This is a genomic window from Pelomonas parva, assembly GCF_043555835.1.
In the GTDB taxonomy this organism is placed as follows: Bacteria; Pseudomonadota; Gammaproteobacteria; order Burkholderiales; family Burkholderiaceae_C; genus Pelomonas; species Pelomonas parva.
The window spans coordinates 351428-370155 of the sequence record NZ_JBIGHV010000002.1; the positions used below are offsets into that span (position 1 = coordinate 351428).

The window sequence follows — 18728 nt, forward strand, 5'->3', positions numbered from 1 at the left end:
CGTCTCTCTGCGGACCCCCCCTCAGCTGGACGATTTGTTGCCGAACTGCTGGTTCACGTAGGCGGACAGCCCGCTGAGCTGGCTCATCTTCAGGTCCAGTGCGCCGTACTGGGCGCGCAGGCGCTGTTCGGTCAGCGACAGCGAGTCCTGCAAGCGGCTGATCGTGTCTTCGTTGCTGCTGACGCGTTTTTGCAGGCTGCTCTGGCCGGCCGTGATGGCGCCGTCCGTGCCCAGGATCTGGGTGGCGAACCGGTTCCATCGCAGCGCAAAACCCTGGTTGCTGGGCGTGACCGTGTCGGGCGCGGCGAACAGCTTCTTCAGGTCGGTGAGGTTGGTGAGTGCCTTGTCGAGCTTGGTCGCGTTGACCGTCAGCGTGCCGTTCTGGCCGGGTTCCAGGCCGATGTCGGCCAGCCGGCTGAAGGCGCCGGCGAGTGACGTGCCGCCGCCGGTGATGCCGCGCAGCATCTGCTGCACGGACACGGCCTTGGTGTCGCCCTGCAGCACGCCGGCGGCCTTGCTGCCGGCGTCGTACTTGGTCTGCTCGCGCATCAGGTTGAGCAGGCCGTTGTAGGCAGTGACGAAGTCGGTGATCGCCTTCTTCACGCTGGCCGTGTCGTTGACGGTGCTGACGTTGATGGCGTTGGCCGACGGCTTGAGCAGCGTCACGCTCATGCCGTCGGACAGGCCGGTCAGCGTGTTGCTCTCGGAGGTCAGGTCCAGCCCGTTCCAGTTGAACTGGGCATTGCTGGCGGCCTGGGCCCGGGTCATGCCGGAGCCGCTGGCCGGGTCGTAGGCCAGATCGGCCAGGGCGGGCGTGTCGGCCGTGATCTGGAAAGCCTGGTTCTCGCCGGTGCTCAGCGAGCGGATGACCAGGCGCGTGCCGGCCGCGTCGTTGACGAGGCTGGCGCTGACGCCGGCGTTGGCGGCGTTGATCTTGTCGCGGATGCTGGTCAGCGAGTCGGTGCCGGTGATGGCGACGTTGACCGGCGTGCTGCCGTCGCGGCCGGTGAAGACCGGCGGGTCGCCACTCCAGCGGCCCAGCGCGATGGTCAGCGTGCCGTCACCGATGGTGCTGCTGCCGCCGGCGAAGATGCGGCTGGCGACCGACTGCGCGGAGGCCAGCTGGGTGACCTTGAGCAGGTGGTTCTGGTTGCCGGCGCTGGTGGCGCTGACGCTGGCGACGGTGGCGTCGGAAACGCTGACCGTGGAGGCGTTCCACAGGCTGGCGTCAGAAAGCTTCTGCGCCGCCGTCTGCATGTTGGACACGGCCGACTGCAACTGCCCGTAGGCGGAGATCTTGGTCTGCAGCTTCGCCGAGGCCTGCTTGATGTCGTTGATCGGCTTCTGCTCGATCGAGATCAGCTTGCTGACGAGGCTTTCGACATCGAGACCACTGCCGATACCGAGCGATGAAATGGTGGCCATGACCCTTTCCAATCTGACTGTTACCGGAGGGTCTTCGGCGCCCCGGCGGAGAACTTGAGAGAAATTTGCGTTTTTTCAGCGGCGCCATGAAAAACGCCGGGAAATCCGACCTGCGGACCCCGGCGTTGCTGGGTGGCGCTGGCGCCGGGCGCCTCAGCGCTGCAGCAGCTGCAGGACTTGTTGCGGCAACTGGTTGGCCTGGGCGACCATCGCGTTGCCGGCCTGCTGCAGGATCTGGGCCCGCGACATGTTGGACGTTTCCTGGGCGTAGTCGGCATCCATGATGCGCGAGCGGGCCGAGGTCTGGTTCTCGACGGCGACTTGCAGGTTGGCGATCACCGAGTCGAAGCGGTTCTGCGTCGCGCCGAAGGTTGAGCGGGCCAGGTTGACCTGGGCCAGCGCGAAGTCCAGGAACTGCACGGCCACCAGCGGGTCACCTTCATCGCCGTTGGCACCCGTCAGCGCTGGGGCGACGGCGGCGGCGAAGTCCACCGCGGCGGTTGGCGGCGGGCCGCCCGTGCCGCTGCCGGCCGCGCCCAGGATGTTGATCTTGGTGCTGTTGACGGCGGCTTCCAGCGCGCCGTCGTTGCCGTTGGGCGTGCCGCTGGTGCCGGGGGTGGTGCCGAGGATGTCGCTCTGCGTGATGACGATCTGGTCATCCACCGTGGCGTTGGCGCCCACCTGGAAGGTGAACGAGGAGTTCGCGCCGCCCGGAAAGCCCGTCAGGATGGGCGAGCCGTTGAAGTTGGTGTTGCGCACCAGCCGGCCGACTTCGGTCTGCAGCTGCGTGAACTCGTTGTTCAGCGCCGCCCGGTCCTGCGTGTTGTTGGTGCCGTTGGCCGCCTGCACCGCCAGCTCCCGCATGCGCTGCAGCATGTCGCCGACCTTGCCGAGCGAGCCTTCCGCCGTCTGCGTCAGCGAGATGCCGTCGTTGGCATTGCGCATCGCCACCGACATGCCACGCACTTGCGTGTTCATGCGTTCGGCAATCGCCAGTCCGGCTGCGTCGTCCTTGGCGGAGTTGACCCGCAAGCCGGAGGACAGGCGCTGCATCGAGACCGACAGCAGGCCCTGGGAACTGTTCAAGTTCCGCTGTGCGTTCATCGACGCGATGTTCGTATTGATGGTCTGGGGCATCTGAGCACTCCTGCAAACGGCCCGGTGAATTCCGGTGTCGGCGCCACCGATTCAGCGACGCGTTGGAGTGCATTGTGTTGGCGCTGTTTGCGGCCCGAAACCGCGAACAACGCCGATAAACACGGTCAATAAAGCCCCCTGCCGACGACCTCCCGGCCGTCGGCAGCGCCGCGCTCAGCTGCGCAGCAGTGCCAGCACCTGCTGCGGCAGCTGGTTGGCCTGCGAGACCATCGCGTTGCCGGCCTGCTGCAGGATCTGCGCGCGGCTCAGGTTGGCCGTCTCGCTGGCGTAGTCGGCGTCCATGATGCGGCTGCGCGCCGAGGCCTGGCTTTCCACCGACACCTGCAGGCTGGAGATGACGGCGTCGAAGCGGTTCTGCGCGGCACCGAAGGTGGAGCGGGCGGTGTTGACCTGCGCCAGGGCCAGGTCGATCTTGGCCACCGAGTCGAGCGCGCCCTGCGTGCCGGGGGCGTAGACGTCGAAGGTCGCGCCGGTGCCCGCCGCACCGACGTTCAGGATGTCCGTCGTGAGCGCGTTGGCGACGTCGGCCAGCGCGCCTTGGTTGGTGTCGGCAACGACGGTGGTGGTCAGGATGTCGGCACCCGTCATCGTGATGACGTCGTTGGCCGTCGCGTTCGCGCCGACCTGGAAGGTGGTCGCGGTGGAGCCGGTCAGGACCGGGTTGCCGTTGAAGTTGGTGTTGCTGGACAGCCGCGTGATTTCCTGCTGCAGCAGTGCGAACTCGTTGTTCAGCGCATTGCGGTCGTCGGTGTTGTTGGTGCCGTTGGCGGACTGCACGGCGAGTTCACGCATGCGCTGCAGCATGTCGCCGATCTTGCCGAGCGCACCTTCCGCCGTTTGGGCGAAGGAGATGCCGTCGTTGGCATTGCGGATGGCCACGGCCATGCCGCGCACCTGGGTGTTCATGCGTTCGGCGATCGCCAGCCCGGCGGCGTCGTCCTTGGCCGAGTTGACCCGCATGCCCGAAGACAGGCGCTGCATGCTCACCATCAGCGAGCCTTGCGAGGCCGACATGTTGCGCTGGGCGTTCAGCGAGGCGAGGTTGGTGTTGATGATTTGGGGCATGACGCGTTCCTTTCAGTGCCGATGGTTGGAATCCGAGCCCATGCAGCGGGTGCAATGGCCGGGATGGCCTGTTGCGGTGCGCTGACGAGTTGGGACCCGTTGAGACCGTTATCGGTGCTGTCGGTGGAACGCTTGAGAGCGAGTCTCCAATTAATGGGCCGCGCAATCGCCTGAATTGGGAGGCAATTGGCGGCCTTTTAGGGTGCTTGAGCTGGCGGGCTTTGCCCTTTGGGCTCAACGACGACTGCCGCTGATGATGGAGAGCTCAGGACCAGCGTCGAGGCTGGCCCAGCCTCATCGAAGCAACTGCAGCACTTGCTGCGGTTGCTGGTTGGCCTGGGCGATCATGGCCGTACCGGCTTGCTGCAGGATCTGTGCGCGGCTGAGGTTGGCGGTTTCCATCGCGTAGTCGGCATCGACGATGCGGCTGCGGGCGGCGGACTGGTTCTCGACGGCAGTACCCAGGCTGCCGATGACGGCGTCGAAGCGGTTCTGCGCCGCGCCGAAGGTGGAGCGTGCCACGTTGACCTGGGCGATCGCCAGGTCGATCTTGGCGACGGAGTCCAGCGCGCCGATCGTGCCGCTACCGGTGTAGGTCGCGAAATCGGTACCGGTGCCGGCAGCGCCGACGGCCAGGATGTCGGTATTCGTGGTGTTGGCCACTTCTGCCAGCGCGCCGTCGTTCGTGGCCGCCGCCGTGGCCGTGCCCAGCATGTTTTGGCCGCTGATGGAGATGGTGTCGTTGCTGGTCGCGTTGGCGCCCACCTGGAAGGCGAAGGCCGTCGTGTTGGTCAGCACGGACTGGCCGTTGAACGTGGTGTTGTTCGTCAGGCGGGTGATTTCTTCCTGCAACTGCGTGAACTCGTTGTTCAGCGCGGTGCGGTCGTCGCTGTTGTTGGTGCCGTTGGCGGACTGCACGGCCAGTTCGCGCATGCGCTGCAGCATGTCGTTGACCTTGCCAAGGGCGCCTTCTGCCGTCTGGGCCAGCGAGATGCCGTCGTTGGCGTTGCGGATCGCCACATTCATCCCCTTGACCTGGGAGTTCATGCGTTCGGCGATCGCCAGGCCGGCCGCGTCGTCGCGGGCGGAGTTGACACGCAGGCCGGACGAGAGGCGCTGCATGGAGACAGCCAGCGCACTCTGCGCCGTGCTGGCGTTTCGCTGCGCGTTGAGCGACAGCAGGTTGGTATTGATGGTTGCAGCCATGATTTGCTTCCTGTTAGCTAGAGAGAACCCGGCAAAGGCGCCGGCGAAGACCCGGGTGCCCGGGTGAGGCACCCGTGCTGCCCACGCAGGCACGCCTTGGTAGACGAGCCCTTGTGGCTACGCCCGACGCCAGTCAACCGTTGAAGCTCGTCCTGCGCCGCAGCGCCTGACACCACCTCGGCTTTCCAGCCGGACCACGGAACCGTTGCCGGCGCCGTTGCAATGGCTATCGGACAGCCGCCCATGTTTCTTGAGTCGTTTTGTCAAGGGGTGTGATCTTTTGAACAGAGGCAGTTGCAACGCCTTGTTCGCTGGATCGGGCGGCGCCCAGGAAAATGGCCCGTCAGGCGCCGGCTTTTCGGCAGATCGGGGCCAGGGCCCCTGCCTACAGTCCAACCCATCCCGGCCGATAGGCGTGCCGGTCTGGAGTTCAGCGATGCCCGCCCTGTCCACATCCGTTCGCAACAACGTCATCCGCCATCCCGCCGCTGCGGAGCCGGAGAGCGCCCTGATGCTGCTGGCCCGCGCCCGCAACGCCGCGTTTGCCGAGGCGGCGCGCGGCAACCTGGGCCAAGGCCTGGGCATCCTGCAGAGCGCCATGGAAGACGAGCCGGTCAGCCATGAACTGCAGGCCGACATGGCGGCCCTGCTGCTCGTCGCCGGTCGCCTGGACCAGGCCGCCCAGTGCGCCGAGCGCGCGCTGCAGATCCAGCCCCACCACGGCCCCAGCCTCTACACGCTGGGCTTCGCGCTGTCCGGCCTCGGCCGGAGCCAGCGTGCCATCGAGGTGCTGACCGCGCTGAAAGCCGGCCCCGGCCGCGATAACCTGCTGGATGGCGCGCCTGACCTGCTGCCGGTGGCCATGCAGGAGCTGGAGCGGCTGCTGCGCACCTGACCCGCCTGCCAACTTCCCTCGACGAAGCCCCGCCAGCGCAAGCTGCCGGGGCTTCGGTGCTTTTGGCGGCCGCCAACCCGACGCAGCTGTAGGAATTTCACTGACACGGCCTTCCCAAAAACGGGACGCTGCGCACGGAGCCAGCCTGATATCGCCGGAGAAGGGCGGTCAACACAATCCGTTTCACTGATCCGCAACACCCCCTCACCTCTGAACGGAAGCTGCCATGAACACCGACCAAATGCTCGCCGAGATCCGTGAAGCCAACCTGTCCTACCTGATGCTGGCCCAGAGCCTGATCCGCGCCGACCGCGACCAGGCGCTGTATCGCCTGGGCATCAGTGAAGACACGGCCACGCTGATCGGCACGCTGAGCCCGGCGCAGATCATGAAGATCGCTTCCGGCAACACGCTGCTGTGCGCCTTCCGCATGAACGACGACCTGGTGTGGGGCCTGCTGACCAACCACAGCAAGCCGGGTGCGAACGAGAGCGTGTCCCGCCTCCACGCTTCGATCCTCATGGCCGGCCGCCACGAGCACGCCTGATCTCGCAATATTCATCTGATTCCAGGAGCCCACCATGCGCGTCAAGAGCATCCTCACCGAAGCCCGGCAGATCGAACGTGCCGTTCAGCTGATCCATCTGGGTGCCCGCCTGCAGGTGCTGGAATCGGAAACCGACCTGTCCTACGAGCGCCTGCTGCGTCTCTATAAAGAAGTGAGCGGCAAGTCGCCGTCCAAGGGCCAGCTGCCTTTTTCGACGGACTGGTTCATGACCTGGCAGCCCAACATCCACGCCAGCCTGTTCCTGAACATCCACGAGTACCTGAACAAGGCTGCGGAAATGGACGAGATCGACACCGTCATCAAGGCCTACCAGCTCTACCAGGAGCAGACCACGGCCCAGGGCCTGGAGGCCATGCTCTCCGTCACCCGCGCCTGGCGCCTGGTGAAGTTCGTCGACAACGGCATGCTGACGCTGACCAAGTGCGCCAAGTGCAACGGCCAGTTCGTGACCCACCCGCACGAGATGGCCCGCCACTTCGTCTGCGGCCTGTGCAACCCGCCGGCACGCGCCGGCAAGGGCCGTGCACAAGGCTCCATCCAGATGCACTGATCAACCCCGCTACGCTCGCGGGCATGTGGATCACCCGTTGGCCGCTGCCGGCTCTGTGGAGCTGGTTGGCGGCCTGGTTCATTTATTCAGCCGCATCGGCCGCAGGGCTGGCGCCCGGCCCGGCCCTGGCCGCCGGCGCCGCCGTGGGCGCCGCGCTGGGCTGGTTGCATGGCCAGCGCTGGCGGCGGCTCATCGTCGCCTTGGGCTTTCCGGTCTCCGTGCTGGCGCTGGGCTGGCAGGGCGGGGCGTCGGGCTTGCTGTGGCTGGCGCCGCTGCTGATCCTGTGGTGGCTCTACCCGCGCCGGGCCTGGAGCGAGGCGCCGCTGTTCCCCACGCCCCGCGGCGCCCTCGGCCGGCTCCCCGCCGTGGCGCCGCTGCCGCCCGGCGCCCGCGTGCTGGACGCCGGCTGCGGCGTCGGTGATGGCCTTCGTGAACTGGTCCATGTCTACCCGGGCGCCAGCGTCGAAGGTGTGGAATGGAGCCGTCCGTTGGCGCTGCTGGCGCGCTGGCGGGCGCGCGGTGCGGCCGTGCGCCAGGGCGACCTGTGGGCCGACGACTGGGCGCCGTTCGCGCTGGTCTATGTCTTCCAGCGACCCGAGTCCATGCCCCGCGTCTGGGCCAAGGCCTGTGCTGAGATGGCGCCCGATGCCTGGCTCGTCAGCCTGGACTTCGCCGTCCCGGGCGTAGCGCCCGCAACCAGCTGGCAGCTGGACAGTGGCCAGTTCGTGTGGCTTTACCGCCCCGCGCTTAAAGCGATGTCAAAGCCGCTCAAATGACCCGTTCACGCCGGGGGCGGGCGCGGCATACTTTCTCAAGCCCCCCGGCATCGGGCCCCGACGGCCTGAATACTCTCTACCCCAAAGCGCATGTTCGTCATCATCGGCTTTGCCATCTCGATGGTCTGCATCTTCGGCGTGTTCATCGCCCACGGTGGGAACATCGGCGTCATCCTGACGGCCTTGCCCTTCGAGATGATCACCATCTTCGGCGCGGCCATCGGCGCCTTCCTGGCCAACAACCAGATGAAGGTCGTCAAGGCGACGGCCAAGGGCCTGGGCCTGTGCTTCAAGGGCAGCAAGTACAGCAAGGCGCGCTACATGGAGCTGCTGGCGCTGATGTACGACATCCTGCAGAAGGCGCGCAAGGAAGGCCTGATGTCCATCGAGAAGGACGTCGAGGACCCGCACAGCTCGCCGCTGTTCCAGAAGTACCCGGTGGTGGGCAACGACCACCACGTCACCGAATTCATCACCGACTACCTGCGCATGATGGTGTCGGGCAACCTGAACGCACACGAGATCGAATCGCTGATGGACAGCGAGATCGAGACCCACCACCAGGAAGAGCATGCGGCGGTGGCCGCGCTGCAGCGCCTGGCGGGCGGCCTGCCGGCCTTCGGCATCGTCGCCGCCGTGCTGGGCGTCGTGAACACCATGGGCTCCGTTGGCCAGCCGCCGGCGGTGCTGGGCGGCATGATCGGCTCGGCGCTGGTCGGCACCTTCCTGGGCATCCTGCTGGCCTACGGCTTCGCCGAGCCGCTGGCCGGCCTGCTGGAGCAGAAGGTGGAGGACGCCGGCAAGGAATTCCAGTGCATCAAGACGACGCTGTTGGCCAGCATGCAGGGCTATGCGCCCCAGGTGGCCATCGAGTTCGGCCGCAAGGTGCTGTTCTCGGGTGACCGGCCGTCGTTTACCGAGCTTGAGAGTCACGTGAAGAAAAAGTGATGCACGCCATCCTTCTTTCTTCAGCCTTGGCAGGAGCCCATCGTGGCCGGTGACGCAAAAAAGCTCCAGCCCATCATCATCAAGAAGGTGAAGAAGGGCGGCCATGCGGCGCATGGCGGTGCGTGGAAGATCGCCTACGCGGACTTCGTCACGGCCATGATGGCCTTCTTCCTGTTGATGTGGCTGCTCGGCTCCACGACCGAGGGCGACAAGAAGGGCATCGCCGAGTTCTTCCAGTCGCCGCTGCGCGTGTCCATGCTGGGCGGCTCGGGCTCGGGGGACTCGTCCAGCGTCGTGCGCGGCGGCGGCAAGGACCTCACGCGCGAGACCGGCCAGGTCAAGGAAGGCGAAAGTGCCGCCAGACGCGCCAGCTACACGCTGCGCGCCTTGAAGGAGGAACAGCGCAAGGCCGAGAAGTCGCGGCTGGAGCAGCTCAAGACCAAGGTCGAAGAAGTGCTGGCCGAGAACCCCAAGCTCGCGGCGCTCGGCGGGCAGATCCGCCTGGACATGACCAAGGAAGGCCTGCGCATCCAGATCGTCGACGAGGGCAACCGGCCGATGTTCGACAGCGGCAGCGCCATCGTGAAGCCCTACATGCGCGAGCTGCTGCAGGAGCTGGGCAGTGTGCTGACCGAGGTGCCCAACCGCCTGACCGTGGAGGGCCACACCGATGCCCAGCCGTTCTCGGCCGGCGACAAGGGCTACAGCAACTGGGAGTTGTCGGCCGACCGCGCGAACGCGTCGCGCCGCGAGCTGGTGGCGGGCGGCCTGTCCGAGGCCCGCATGCTGCGCGTGCAAGGCCTGGCGGCGAGCAAGCTGCTCGATGCCAAGGACCCCAACGGCGCGCTGAACCGGCGCATCAGCATCATCGTCATGAACCGCGATGCGGAGGATGCGGTGTTGAAGAACACCCCCGACGAGCCCGAGGCCGAGGTGGCTCCCGCCGAGCCGGGGCTCACGCAAGTGCCCGGGACCGGAAAAATGCCGCAAACTGAGTCGTCGCCCGCGAGCCGCTAGAACCTAGACTGCGTCCTGACCTGAAATCCCGCCTGCCCAAGAGAGAGGATCGCCATGAGCGCTGACATGAAATTCCTGGTCGTCGACGACTTCTCCACCATGCGCCGCATCGTTCGCGGTTTGCTCAAGGAAATCGGCTACAACAACTGCGAAGAGGCCGAAGACGGCGTCGAAGCGCTGAGCATGCTCAAGGGCGCCAAGTTCGACTTCGTCGTCAGCGACATCAACATGCCCAACATGACGGGCTTCGAGTTGCTGAAGGCCATCAAGGAAGACCCCAACCTCAAGCACCTGCCGGTGCTGATGGTCACCGCCGAAGCCCGCAAGGAAGACATCGTGCTGGCTGCCCAGTCGGGCGCCGCCGGCTACATCGTCAAGCCTTTCACCAAGGCGACGCTGGAGGAGAAGGTTCTGAAGATCATGCAGAAGCTGGCCGCTGCGGCCTGACAACAACCAATAAACAGGGGACTGCCATGTCGATGGATCAGTTGGACGAGTTGGCCAAGGCGCAGGAACCCCTGCTTGTCTCGCCCGAGGTCTTTCAACAGCTCGGGACGATCACGCGCACGCTGCACGACACCATGCAGCGCCTGGGCGTCATGCCCAAGCTGCAGGTGGCCACCGACGGGCTGCCCGACGCGCGCAGCCGCCTGAGCTACATCGCCGAGAAGACGGCCGCCGCCGCCGAGAAGGTGCTGAATTCGGTTGACCAGGCCAAGGCCGAACACGTCGGCATCAGCAAGGCCACCAAGGAACTGGCCGCCCTCATCGTGGCCGACCCGGTGCGGGCCGTGGCCAGCGGCGCGGTGATGAACTTCGTCAACGATGTCGAAGGCCGCACGCAGAGCATCGACAACCACCTGACCGACATCATGCTGGCGCAGGACTTCCATGACCTGACCGGCCAGGTCGTGGCCAAGGTCGTCAAGCTCGCCAATGACCTTGAAGACAGCCTTGTCAAGCTGCTGGTGCAGGTCGTGCCGCCCGAGCAGCGCGAGAAGGTCGACCCGACCATCCTGCAAGGCCCGGTCGTCAACGCCGAGGGCCGCACCGACGTGGTCACGAACCAGGGCGAGGTCGACGACCTGCTGGCGAGTCTCGGGTTCTGATCCATTCCTGCTCCTGAAGAGGCCGGCATCTGCCGGCCTTTTGCATTTCTGCGCTCGGTTGTGCGGCGGTCAGGAACAGCGGGCCAAGTACCCCGCTTTTCTCGCTCAAGTTTCGGGGCCCACCTCGAACAATTCGGTCCAGCGCCTCGAATGGGGCGAACCACGCCATGGCCGAAAACGACGCACAGGACCGCAACCTACCCGCCTCGCCCAAGAAGATCGAAAGATCGCGGGCCGAGGGCCAGGTGCCGCGTTCGCGCGACCTGCCGCATTTCATGATGATGGTCGCGGGCGGTGCCGCGCTGGCCGCGGGCGGGCCGCAGATCATCGAGAAGCTGCGCCAGACGCTGGTCTCGGGCCTGCGTTTCGACGCGGCCCTGCTGGCCAGGCCGGGCTTCATGGGCGAGCGACTCGTGGAGATGACGCTGGCTTTCGCCGTCGTCATGGGCCCCATTGCCCTGGTCATGCTCATCGCCGCCATCGCCGCCAACCTCGCCAGCGGCGGCTGGAACTGGACGATGAAGCCGCTGGCGCCCAAGTTCTCGCACCTGAACCCGATCGCCGGCCTCGGCCGCCTGTTCAGCGGTCAGGGCCTGGGCACGGCACTGAAGGCCGTGTTGCTGGCGCTGGTGCTGGGCGTCGTCGGCGCGCTGGTGCTGAAGAACCGGCTGGCCGCCTACGTCAGCATCATGTCCGTGCCGCTGCCGTCGGCCCTGGCCTATGCCGGCCAGCAGCTGATGGGAGCCCTGGGCCTGCTGGCCATCGCGCTGGCGCTGTTCGCCGCCATCGACGTGCCGCTGCAGCGGCAGCTCTGGCTGCGCCGCATGCGCATGACGCGCGAAGAGGCCAAGCAGGAGATGAAGGAGGTCGAGGGCAACGCCGAGGTCAAGGCCAAGGTACGGGCCCGCATGCGCGAGATGTCCCGGCGCCGCATGCTGGCCGCCGTGCCGCAGGCCGACCTGGTGGTCATGAACCCGACCCACTACGCCGTCGCGCTGAAGTACGAGGAAGGCCGCATGGCCGCGCCCAAGGTCATCGCCAAGGGCGCCGACCTGCTGGCGATGAAGATCCGCGACCTGGCCAAGGAGAACAAGGTGCCGGTGCTGCAGCAGCCCGTGCTGGCCCGCGCGCTCTATGCCCACGCCAAGGTCGATCACGAGATCCCGGCCGCGCTGTTCGGCGCCGTGGCCCAGGTGCTGGCCTACGTCTACCAGCTGCGCGCCGCCATGGCCTCGCGCAATGCGCCCCGCCCGGACGTGCCGCATCCGCATGTGCCGCCCGAGCTGGACCCGCACAACAAGCCTGGCTGGCAGCCTGATCCCGACGAGGACTTTGCCGAATGAACCCGTTGATCCAGAAACTGCAAGGCATGCTCGGCCCGCGTGCGGGCGTCATCGCGGCGCTGGGCGCACCCGTGGCGGTGCTGCTGATCCTGTCCATGATGGTGCTGCCGCTGCCGCCCTTCGTGCTGGACCTGCTGTTCACCTTCAACATCGCCATGGCCGTGATGGTGATGATGGTGGCGGCCCACATGGTGCGGCCGCTGGACTTCGCGGCCTTCCCGACCGTGCTGCTGCTGACCACGCTGATGCGCCTGTCGCTGAACGTCGCCTCCACACGCGTCGTGCTGCTGGAAGGCCACACCGGCACGGGCGCGGCCGGCAAGGTCATCGAGGCCTTCGGCCACTTCCTGATCGGCGGCAACTTCGCGGTCGGCTTGATCGTGTTCGCGATCCTGGTGGTCATCAACTTCATCGTCGTCACCAAGGGCGCGGAGCGCATCGCCGAGGTCGGCGCGCGCTTCACGCTGGATGCGATGCCCGGCAAGCAGATGGCGGTGGACGCCGACCTGAACGCCGGCCTCATCAACGAGGCCGAGGCCAAGCGCCGCCGCGCCGAGCTGGGCGACGAGGCCGACTTCTTCGGCTCCATGGACGGTGCCAGCAAGTTCGTGCGCGGCGACGCCATCGCCGGCATGTTGATCCTGATCATCAACATCGTTGGCGGCTTCATCATCGGCATGGTCCAGCACAACCTCACGGCCAGCCAGTCCGCCGACAGCTACATCCTGCTGGCCGTTGGCGACGCGCTGGTGGCCCAGGTGCCGGCGCTGCTGATCTCGGTGGCGGCGGCGATGGTGGTGTCCCGTGTCGGCACCGACAAGGACATCGGCAGCCAGATCGGCAAGCAGGTCTTCGGCTCGGCCAAGTCGCTGGCCATCACGGCCGGCGTCATCGGCGCGCTGGGCCTGATCCCGGGCATGCCGCACGTCGTCTTTCTGCTGATCGCCGCAGGCATGGGCTACCTGGCCTGGTGGCTGCGCACCAAGGAGCAGGCGATGGAGGCCGCCAAGGCCGTCAAGCCCATCATGCCGCCCAGCGAAGGGGCCGGCGAGGCGAGCTGGGACGACCTGGTGCCCGTGGACACGCTGGGCCTGGAGGTCGGCTACCGCCTGATCACGCTGGTCGACAAGAGCCGCGAGGGCGACCTGCTGAGCCGCATCAAGGGCGTGCGCCGCAAGTTTGCGCAGGAGGTCGGCTTCCTGCCGCCGCCGGTGCACATCCGTGACAACCTGGAGCTGCGCCCCAGCCAGTACCGCATCTCGCTGCGTGGCGCCGTCGTCGGCGAGGCCGAGGCCTACCCCGGGATGTTCCTGGCCATCAACCCCGGCCAGGCGACGCACAAGCTCATCGGCACGCAGACCACCGACCCCGCCTTCGGCCTGCCGGCGGTGTGGATCGAGGAACGCCAGCGCGAGATGGCGCAAATGAGCGGGTTTACGGTCGTTGATTGCTCGACCGTCGTGGCCACCCACCTTTCACACTTGATGCAAGTCTACGCGGCCCGTTTGCTGGGCCGGGTGGAGACGCAGTCGCTGGTGGAACACCTCACCAAGCAGGCGCCACAACTCATCGAAGACGTGATTCCCAAGATGGTCAGCATCGCCTCCCTGCAACGCGTGCTCCAGCTGCTGCTGGAAGAGGGCGTGCACGTGCGCGACATGCGCTCCATCGTCGAATGCCTGGCCGAGAACGCCGCTGCCGTGACCGACCCGGCCGAGCTGGCCCGCCGCATCCGCACCCACATTGCGCCGGCCATCGTGCAGCAGATCTACGGCTCCACCAAGGAGCTGGACGTCATTGCGCTGGAGCCCGAGCTGGAGCGCCTCGTCACCCAGGCCCTGAACTCCCCGCACGGCGCGGCGCTGGACCCCGGCGTGGCCGACACGCTGGCCCGCAGCGCCGCCGAGAACGCGCAGAAGCAGGAAGACCGCGGCGTGCCCGCCGCGCTGCTGGTGCCCGACCTGATCCGCGCGCCCATGGCCCGCCTGTTGAAACGGGCAGCTCCGCGGCTCAAGGTGCTCGGCCACAGCGAGATTCCTGAGACCCACACCATCCGCATCGGCTCCATCATTGGAGGTACAGCATGAACGTTCGCAAATTCACCGCCCGCACATCGCGCGAGGCCCTGGCGCTCGTCAAGCAGGCTTTCGGCGCCGACGCGGTCGTGCTCTCCAACAAGAACGTGCCCGAAGGCGTGGAAGTGCTGGCGATGGCCCCGGAAGGCATGGGCCAGATCGAGCAGATCGCCCAGACCGCACCGCGCACCGTGGCCCGTGCGCCCGTCCAGCAGGCGCAGCCGCAGCCGCAACTGCAGTCTCAGCGCCCCCCGTTTGCCGAGCGCGCCCGCCAGGAGCCCAGCTTCGGCACACCCGAGGTGGGCAACGACGCCGAGCAACTGGCCATGAGCACGCTGAGCTTCCAGGACTACGTGCGCGAGCGCGTGCTGCGCCGCCGCCAGGCCGAGATGGCCGGCCAGCCCGACCCGCTGGCCGCCGCCCAGCCGACGCCCGCGCCGCAGCAGCCACCCGCCGTATCGCTGGACGCCGCCCGCGCCCAGCGCGAACGCCGCGCCGCCGAAGCGCTGGCCGCCTTGGCGCCCCGGCGCGCGAGTCCGGCCCAGCCGCACGGCAAGCCGCCGGCCCGCCCCATGCCCCCGGTGCTGCGCGACGAGATCCGCATCCCCACCGCCCAGGTACCGCAACAGCGCGCCGTGCCCCAGCTCAGCGACCTCGCCAGTGCCGAACCCATGCCGCTGCCCGGCCAGCCGACCGCCACCCAGCGCAACCAGATGGACATGGCCTCCGAGCTGCGCCAGATGCGTGGCCTCATCGAGGAGCGCTTCTCGTCGCTGGCCTTCATGGAGAAGCTGCAGCGCCAGCCTGTGCAGGCCCGCCTGACGCAGCACCTGCTCGAACTCGGCTTCAGCCCGGCGCTGGTGCGCAAGCTGGCCGAGAGCTGCCCGTCCGAGTTCAAGCCAGGGGAAGTGGCCGACGAGACCGTCTGGGCCGCCCACGTGCTGTCGCGCAACCTGCAGACCGACGAGGCCGCCCCGGCCATCGAGGACCGCGGTGGCGTGTTCGCGCTGATCGGCTCCACCGGCGTCGGCAAGACGACGACCACCGCCAAGCTGGCCGCCCACTTCGCCACCAAGTACGGCGCCGGCCAGCTGGGCTTGATCACGCTGGACGCCTACCGCATCGGCGCCCACGAGCAGCTGCGCGCCTACGGCCGCATCCTCGGCGTGCCCGTGCACACCGCGCATGACCGCGCCTCGCTGGACGACCTGCTGGACCTGCTCGCCAACAAGAAGCTCATCCTCATCGACACCGCCGGCATGGCCCAGCGCGACAGCCGCACGCAGGAGCTGCTGGAGATGCTGGCCCACCCCAGCATCAAGAAGCTGCTCGTCATCAACGCCGCCCAGCAGGGCGAGACCATCGAGGACGTCGTCAACGCCTGGAAGGGCGCGGCCTGCGAGGGCGTCGTGCTCAGCAAGCTCGACGAAGCCGTCAAGCTGGCCCCGGCGCTGGACACGCTGATCCGCCACAAGCTCAAGGTGCTGGGCACCGCCAACGGCCAGCGCGTGCCGGAAGACTGGCACCGCCTGCCCAGCCCCGCCCTCGTGCAGCGCGCGCTCAAGGGCGCCGCCTCGGGCGCCTGGCGCATGGACAACACCGATGTGAACCTGATCTTCGCCGGCGCACCGCTGGCTGAAGGCCTGTCGAGGGCCATCCACTGATGCTTCAAGACCAAGCCCACGGTCTGCGCCGCCTGTTCGCGGCGTCCAAGACGCGCTTCGTGCCCGTCGTCAGCAACCCGCGCGTCATGGGCTCCGGCGTGCTGCTCGAAGGCCTGTGCGCCGCCTTTGCCGAGCTGAACCTGCAGACGCTGGTGGTCGACGCCGGCGAGCAGTCGCCGCGGCCGTCCGAGCTGGCGCAGGTGGACTTGTCCAACTGCATCGAGCGGCTGTCGCCCAGGGTGTCCTACCTCGCTGCTCGCGGCCTGCCGCTGCGCTACATCAACGCCAACGGTTCGGCGGCCGCCTTCCTGGAGGCCGTGGCCGCCGCCGCGCCTGACGCCGACGTCATCCTGCTGCACGCGCCGGCGGCCGAGCTGGCCCGCGTCGTCGCGCTGCGCGAGGTGCGCCCGCTGCTGCTGGCCGACACCGACCCGGCGAGCGTGACTGAAGCCTACGCAGGCATGAAATGGCTCACGCAGCGCGCCGGGTTGATGGTCTACAGTCTGTTGATGGCCTGCCACCCCCAGCTGCGCGTGGCCACCCGCATCGCGCAACAGCTCCACTCCTGCGCCGACGGCTTCCTCGGCGCGGTGCTGCGCGACTGGGCCTGCCTCGACCCCCGTGCCTCCCAACAGGCGTCGCTGACACCCGAGCTGCGTCATCTGGCCCGCGAGCTGCTGCTTGCTGCACCTCCGGGCGCGGCGCTTGACGCCTCCTCCGACGCGACCCCGCTGCGCCCGGCGCGCAAGGCGTCCAATCCCTTCATCGCTGCGCATTGACCTCGCCGGAGTCCGTCATGTACACGCCCAAAGGCCGCCTCGACAACAGCACGCTGATCAAGCAGTACAGCCCGCTGGTCCGACGCCTGGCGCACCAGATGATCGCCAAGCTGCCGGCCAACGTGGAGGTGAACGACCTCATCCAGGTGGGCCTGATCGGGCTGACCGACGCGCTGTCGCGCTTCGACGCCGAGCAGGGCGTGCAGTTCGAGACCTTTGCCACCCAGCGCATCCGCGGCGCCATGCTCGACGAGCTGCGCGGCGGCGACTGGATGAGCCGCGGCACGCGCCGCCAGCAGCGCGAGATCGAGGTGGCCGTGCACAAGGTCGAGCAGCGCCTGGGCCGTGCACCGCACGAGGCCGAGATCGCCGCCGAGATGGGCTTGCCGCTGGCCGAGTACCAGGACTTGCTCTCCAAGGTGCGCGGCACCCAGCTGGTCTACCTGGAAGACATGTCCGGCGATGACGGCGACAACGACTACCTCGACCGCCATGTCGCCGACGAGAACAGCGACCCCGTGGCCCAGCTGCAGGACCACCGCATGCGCGAGGCGCTGGTGGCGGCCATCAAGAACCTGCCCGAGCGCGAGCAGTTCGTGATGAGCATGTACTACGAGCAGGACATGAACCTCAAGGAGATCGCGGCCGTGCTCAAGGTCACGGAGTCCCGCGTCTGCCAGTTGCACAGTCAGTCGATTGCAAGGTTGCGCGTTAAGCTGCGTGATTGGTAGGGAACGCCGTCGGTCGCGCTCCCATCGCACAAGAACGAGGGACAAGCGCAATGCTGAAATGGTTCAAGGCCGGTAGCACGTCCGCCGTGGTTCCGCATGAAGAGCCGGTGCGACGCGACGACAGCGCGGCGCTGAACGTCGTCAAGGGCCTTGCGCGTTCCATTTCAACCGTCGGCAAGGATGCCGCCGAGGTTCGCGGTGCACTGGAAGACACGCAGCGCGTCGTGCAGATGCAGGGTCAGGCGATGAAGGCGCTGGCCCAGCAGCTCAACGAGATCGGCCAGGCGCAAGCGGCCATCGCGAACGCCACCGCCCAGAGCGCGGCCGCCGTGCAGCGCGCGCGCGGCGCCTTGGGTGTCGTCGGTGGCGAAGTCACGGGCATCGCGTCCACGCTGGCCCAGGTGTCCGACGCCGCCGCCGAAATCACCAAGATCTCGCTGCAGACCCGGCTCGTCGCCTTCAACGCGGCCGTCGAGGCCAAGCATGCCGGTGACGCCGGCCGCGGCTTTGCCGTCGTCGCCGAGGCGGTCAAGGCGCTGGCCGGCCAGGTCGAGGCCTCGTCCAAGGCCATCGTCAAGGCGGTGACCAGCCTGCAGGAGCGCATCGACCGCTTCAGCGACGAGCTGACCGAGAACCCGAACAAGCCCAGCCAGATCCATGCCGCCTTCCACGAGGTCGAGGAGGACGTGCAGCGCATCTCCACATCCGCTGCAGAGAGCGGCCGCCAGATGGGCCTGCTCAATGAGCGCGCCCACGAACTGGAGCGCGAGGTGCTGGAGGCCACGCACGGCCTGAAGGTCGCCTTCGACGGCAGCGACCGCTTCCTGCGCATGTCGGAGGACCTGGTCGAGCAGATCGCGTCCAGCGGCGTCGAGGTCGACGACATGCCCTTCATCCGCACGGCGCAGCAGGCAGCCGCCGAGATTGCCGAACTGCTGGAAGGCGCGCTGCGCGACGGCCAGATCAGCGAGGCCGACCTCTTCGACGAGGGCTACCGCGCCGTCGACGGCACCAACCCGCAGCAGCACACCACGCGCTTCTGCCAGCTGACCGACCGGCTCTTCCCGGCCGTGCAGGAGAAGGCGCTGGGCTTCAGCGACAAGATCGTCTTCTGCATCTCGGCCGACCGCAACGGCTACATCGCGACGCACAACCGCAAATACTGCCAGCCGCAGCGCCCGGGCGATACGGTCTGGAACACGGCCAACAGCCGCTACCGCCGCATCTTCAATGACCGCACCGGCCTGGCGTCGGCGCGCAATACCAAGTCCTTCCTGCTGCAGACCTACCGGCGCGACATGGGTGGCGGCCGCTTCGTGCTGCTGAAGGAGGCGGCGGCGCCGATCATCGTCAACGGCCGCCATTGGGGCGGCCTGCGCCTCGCATTTAGCTTTTAGGCGGCAACCGCCGAAGAGCGAT

Annotated in this window: 18 protein-coding genes; 14 read left to right on the forward strand and 4 right to left on the reverse strand. The window is 67.4% G+C overall.

Annotation, left to right across the window (positions count from 1 at the left end):
* Positions 1-21: 21 nt before the first annotated feature.
* The 4 genes from fliD to ACG00Y_RS05165 all read right to left on the reverse strand — a co-directional run bounded on the left by fliD (position 22) and on the right by ACG00Y_RS05165 (position 4854).
* Positions 22-1425 carry a flagellar filament capping protein FliD gene (fliD, locus tag ACG00Y_RS05150; RefSeq protein WP_394476607.1) on the reverse strand — a complete coding sequence of 468 codons (1404 nt, stop codon included), beginning with the start codon at positions 1423-1425 and terminating at the stop codon, positions 22-24.
* A 153-nt stretch (positions 1426-1578) separates the two neighbouring features.
* A complete protein-coding gene (locus ACG00Y_RS05155; RefSeq protein WP_394476609.1) occupies positions 1579-2562 on the reverse strand; it encodes a flagellin N-terminal helical domain-containing protein in 984 nt (327 codons plus the stop codon).
* Positions 2563-2736: 174 nt separating this feature from the next.
* On the reverse strand, positions 2737-3648 hold the full coding sequence (locus ACG00Y_RS05160) for a flagellin N-terminal helical domain-containing protein (protein ID WP_394476611.1): 912 nt from the start codon (positions 3646-3648) through the stop codon (positions 2737-2739).
* Positions 3649-3942: 294 nt separating this feature from the next.
* Complete coding sequence (locus ACG00Y_RS05165; RefSeq protein ID WP_394476613.1) at positions 3943-4854, reverse strand: flagellin N-terminal helical domain-containing protein; 912 nt, start codon at positions 4852-4854, stop codon at positions 3943-3945.
* 436 nt (positions 4855-5290) lie between these two features.
* Here ACG00Y_RS05165 and ACG00Y_RS05170 point away from each other — a divergent pair, with 436 nt between their 5' ends.
* The 14 genes from ACG00Y_RS05170 to ACG00Y_RS05235 all read left to right on the forward strand — a co-directional run bounded on the left by ACG00Y_RS05170 (position 5291) and on the right by ACG00Y_RS05235 (position 18706).
* Positions 5291-5749, forward strand: coding sequence for a tetratricopeptide repeat protein (locus ACG00Y_RS05170; RefSeq protein WP_394476615.1), 459 nt, complete (start codon positions 5291-5293; stop codon positions 5747-5749).
* A 226-nt stretch (positions 5750-5975) separates the two neighbouring features.
* Positions 5976-6296, forward strand: a complete 321-nt coding sequence (gene flhD / locus ACG00Y_RS05175; protein ID WP_394476617.1) for a flagellar transcriptional regulator FlhD — start codon at positions 5976-5978, stop codon at positions 6294-6296.
* A 34-nt stretch (positions 6297-6330) separates the two neighbouring features.
* Positions 6331-6867: a flagellar transcriptional regulator FlhC gene (gene flhC, locus ACG00Y_RS05180; RefSeq protein ID WP_394476619.1), complete on the forward strand. Its 537-nt coding sequence runs from the start codon at positions 6331-6333 to the stop codon at positions 6865-6867.
* Between the two features lie 23 nt (positions 6868-6890).
* The gene (locus ACG00Y_RS05185) at positions 6891-7643 is read left to right on the forward strand and encodes a class I SAM-dependent methyltransferase (protein WP_394476621.1); all 753 of its coding nucleotides are present in this window, start codon (positions 6891-6893) and stop codon (positions 7641-7643) included.
* A 90-nt stretch (positions 7644-7733) separates the two neighbouring features.
* A complete protein-coding gene (gene motA, locus ACG00Y_RS05190) occupies positions 7734-8591 on the forward strand; it encodes a flagellar motor stator protein MotA (protein WP_394476623.1) in 858 nt (285 codons plus the stop codon).
* Between the two features lie 42 nt (positions 8592-8633).
* The gene (gene motB, locus ACG00Y_RS05195; RefSeq protein WP_394476625.1) at positions 8634-9608 is read left to right on the forward strand and encodes a flagellar motor protein MotB; all 975 of its coding nucleotides are present in this window, start codon (positions 8634-8636) and stop codon (positions 9606-9608) included.
* 54 nt (positions 9609-9662) lie between these two features.
* The gene (cheY, locus tag ACG00Y_RS05200) at positions 9663-10055 is read left to right on the forward strand and encodes a chemotaxis response regulator CheY (RefSeq protein WP_233371843.1); all 393 of its coding nucleotides are present in this window, start codon (positions 9663-9665) and stop codon (positions 10053-10055) included.
* Between the two features lie 32 nt (positions 10056-10087).
* Positions 10088-10717, forward strand: a complete 630-nt coding sequence (locus ACG00Y_RS05205) for a protein phosphatase CheZ (RefSeq protein WP_394477491.1) — start codon at positions 10088-10090, stop codon at positions 10715-10717.
* A 167-nt stretch (positions 10718-10884) separates the two neighbouring features.
* Positions 10885-12060 (forward strand): flagellar biosynthesis protein FlhB, encoded by a 1176-nt coding sequence (gene flhB, locus ACG00Y_RS05210; protein WP_394476626.1) that lies wholly within the window; start codon positions 10885-10887, stop codon positions 12058-12060.
* Positions 12057-14147 (forward strand): flagellar biosynthesis protein FlhA, encoded by a 2091-nt coding sequence (gene flhA, locus ACG00Y_RS05215; RefSeq protein ID WP_394476628.1) that lies wholly within the window; start codon positions 12057-12059, stop codon positions 14145-14147. The genes flhB and flhA overlap by 4 nt, the downstream gene beginning before the upstream one ends.
* Positions 14144-15799, forward strand: a complete 1656-nt coding sequence (gene flhF / locus ACG00Y_RS05220; protein ID WP_394476630.1) for a flagellar biosynthesis GTPase FlhF — start codon at positions 14144-14146, stop codon at positions 15797-15799. The genes flhA and flhF overlap by 4 nt, the downstream gene beginning before the upstream one ends.
* Entirely contained in the window at positions 15799-16578 is a 780-nt protein-coding gene (locus ACG00Y_RS05225) for a flagellar biosynthesis protein (protein ID WP_394476631.1), read from the forward strand. Before flhF ends, ACG00Y_RS05225 begins: the two co-directional genes overlap by 1 nt.
* 17 nt (positions 16579-16595) lie before the next feature.
* Complete coding sequence (locus tag ACG00Y_RS05230; protein ID WP_394476633.1) at positions 16596-17309, forward strand: RNA polymerase sigma factor FliA; 714 nt, start codon at positions 16596-16598, stop codon at positions 17307-17309.
* A 50-nt stretch (positions 17310-17359) separates the two neighbouring features.
* Positions 17360-18706: a methyl-accepting chemotaxis protein gene (locus ACG00Y_RS05235; protein WP_394476635.1), complete on the forward strand. Its 1347-nt coding sequence runs from the start codon at positions 17360-17362 to the stop codon at positions 18704-18706.
* Positions 18707-18728: the final 22 nt, after the last annotated feature.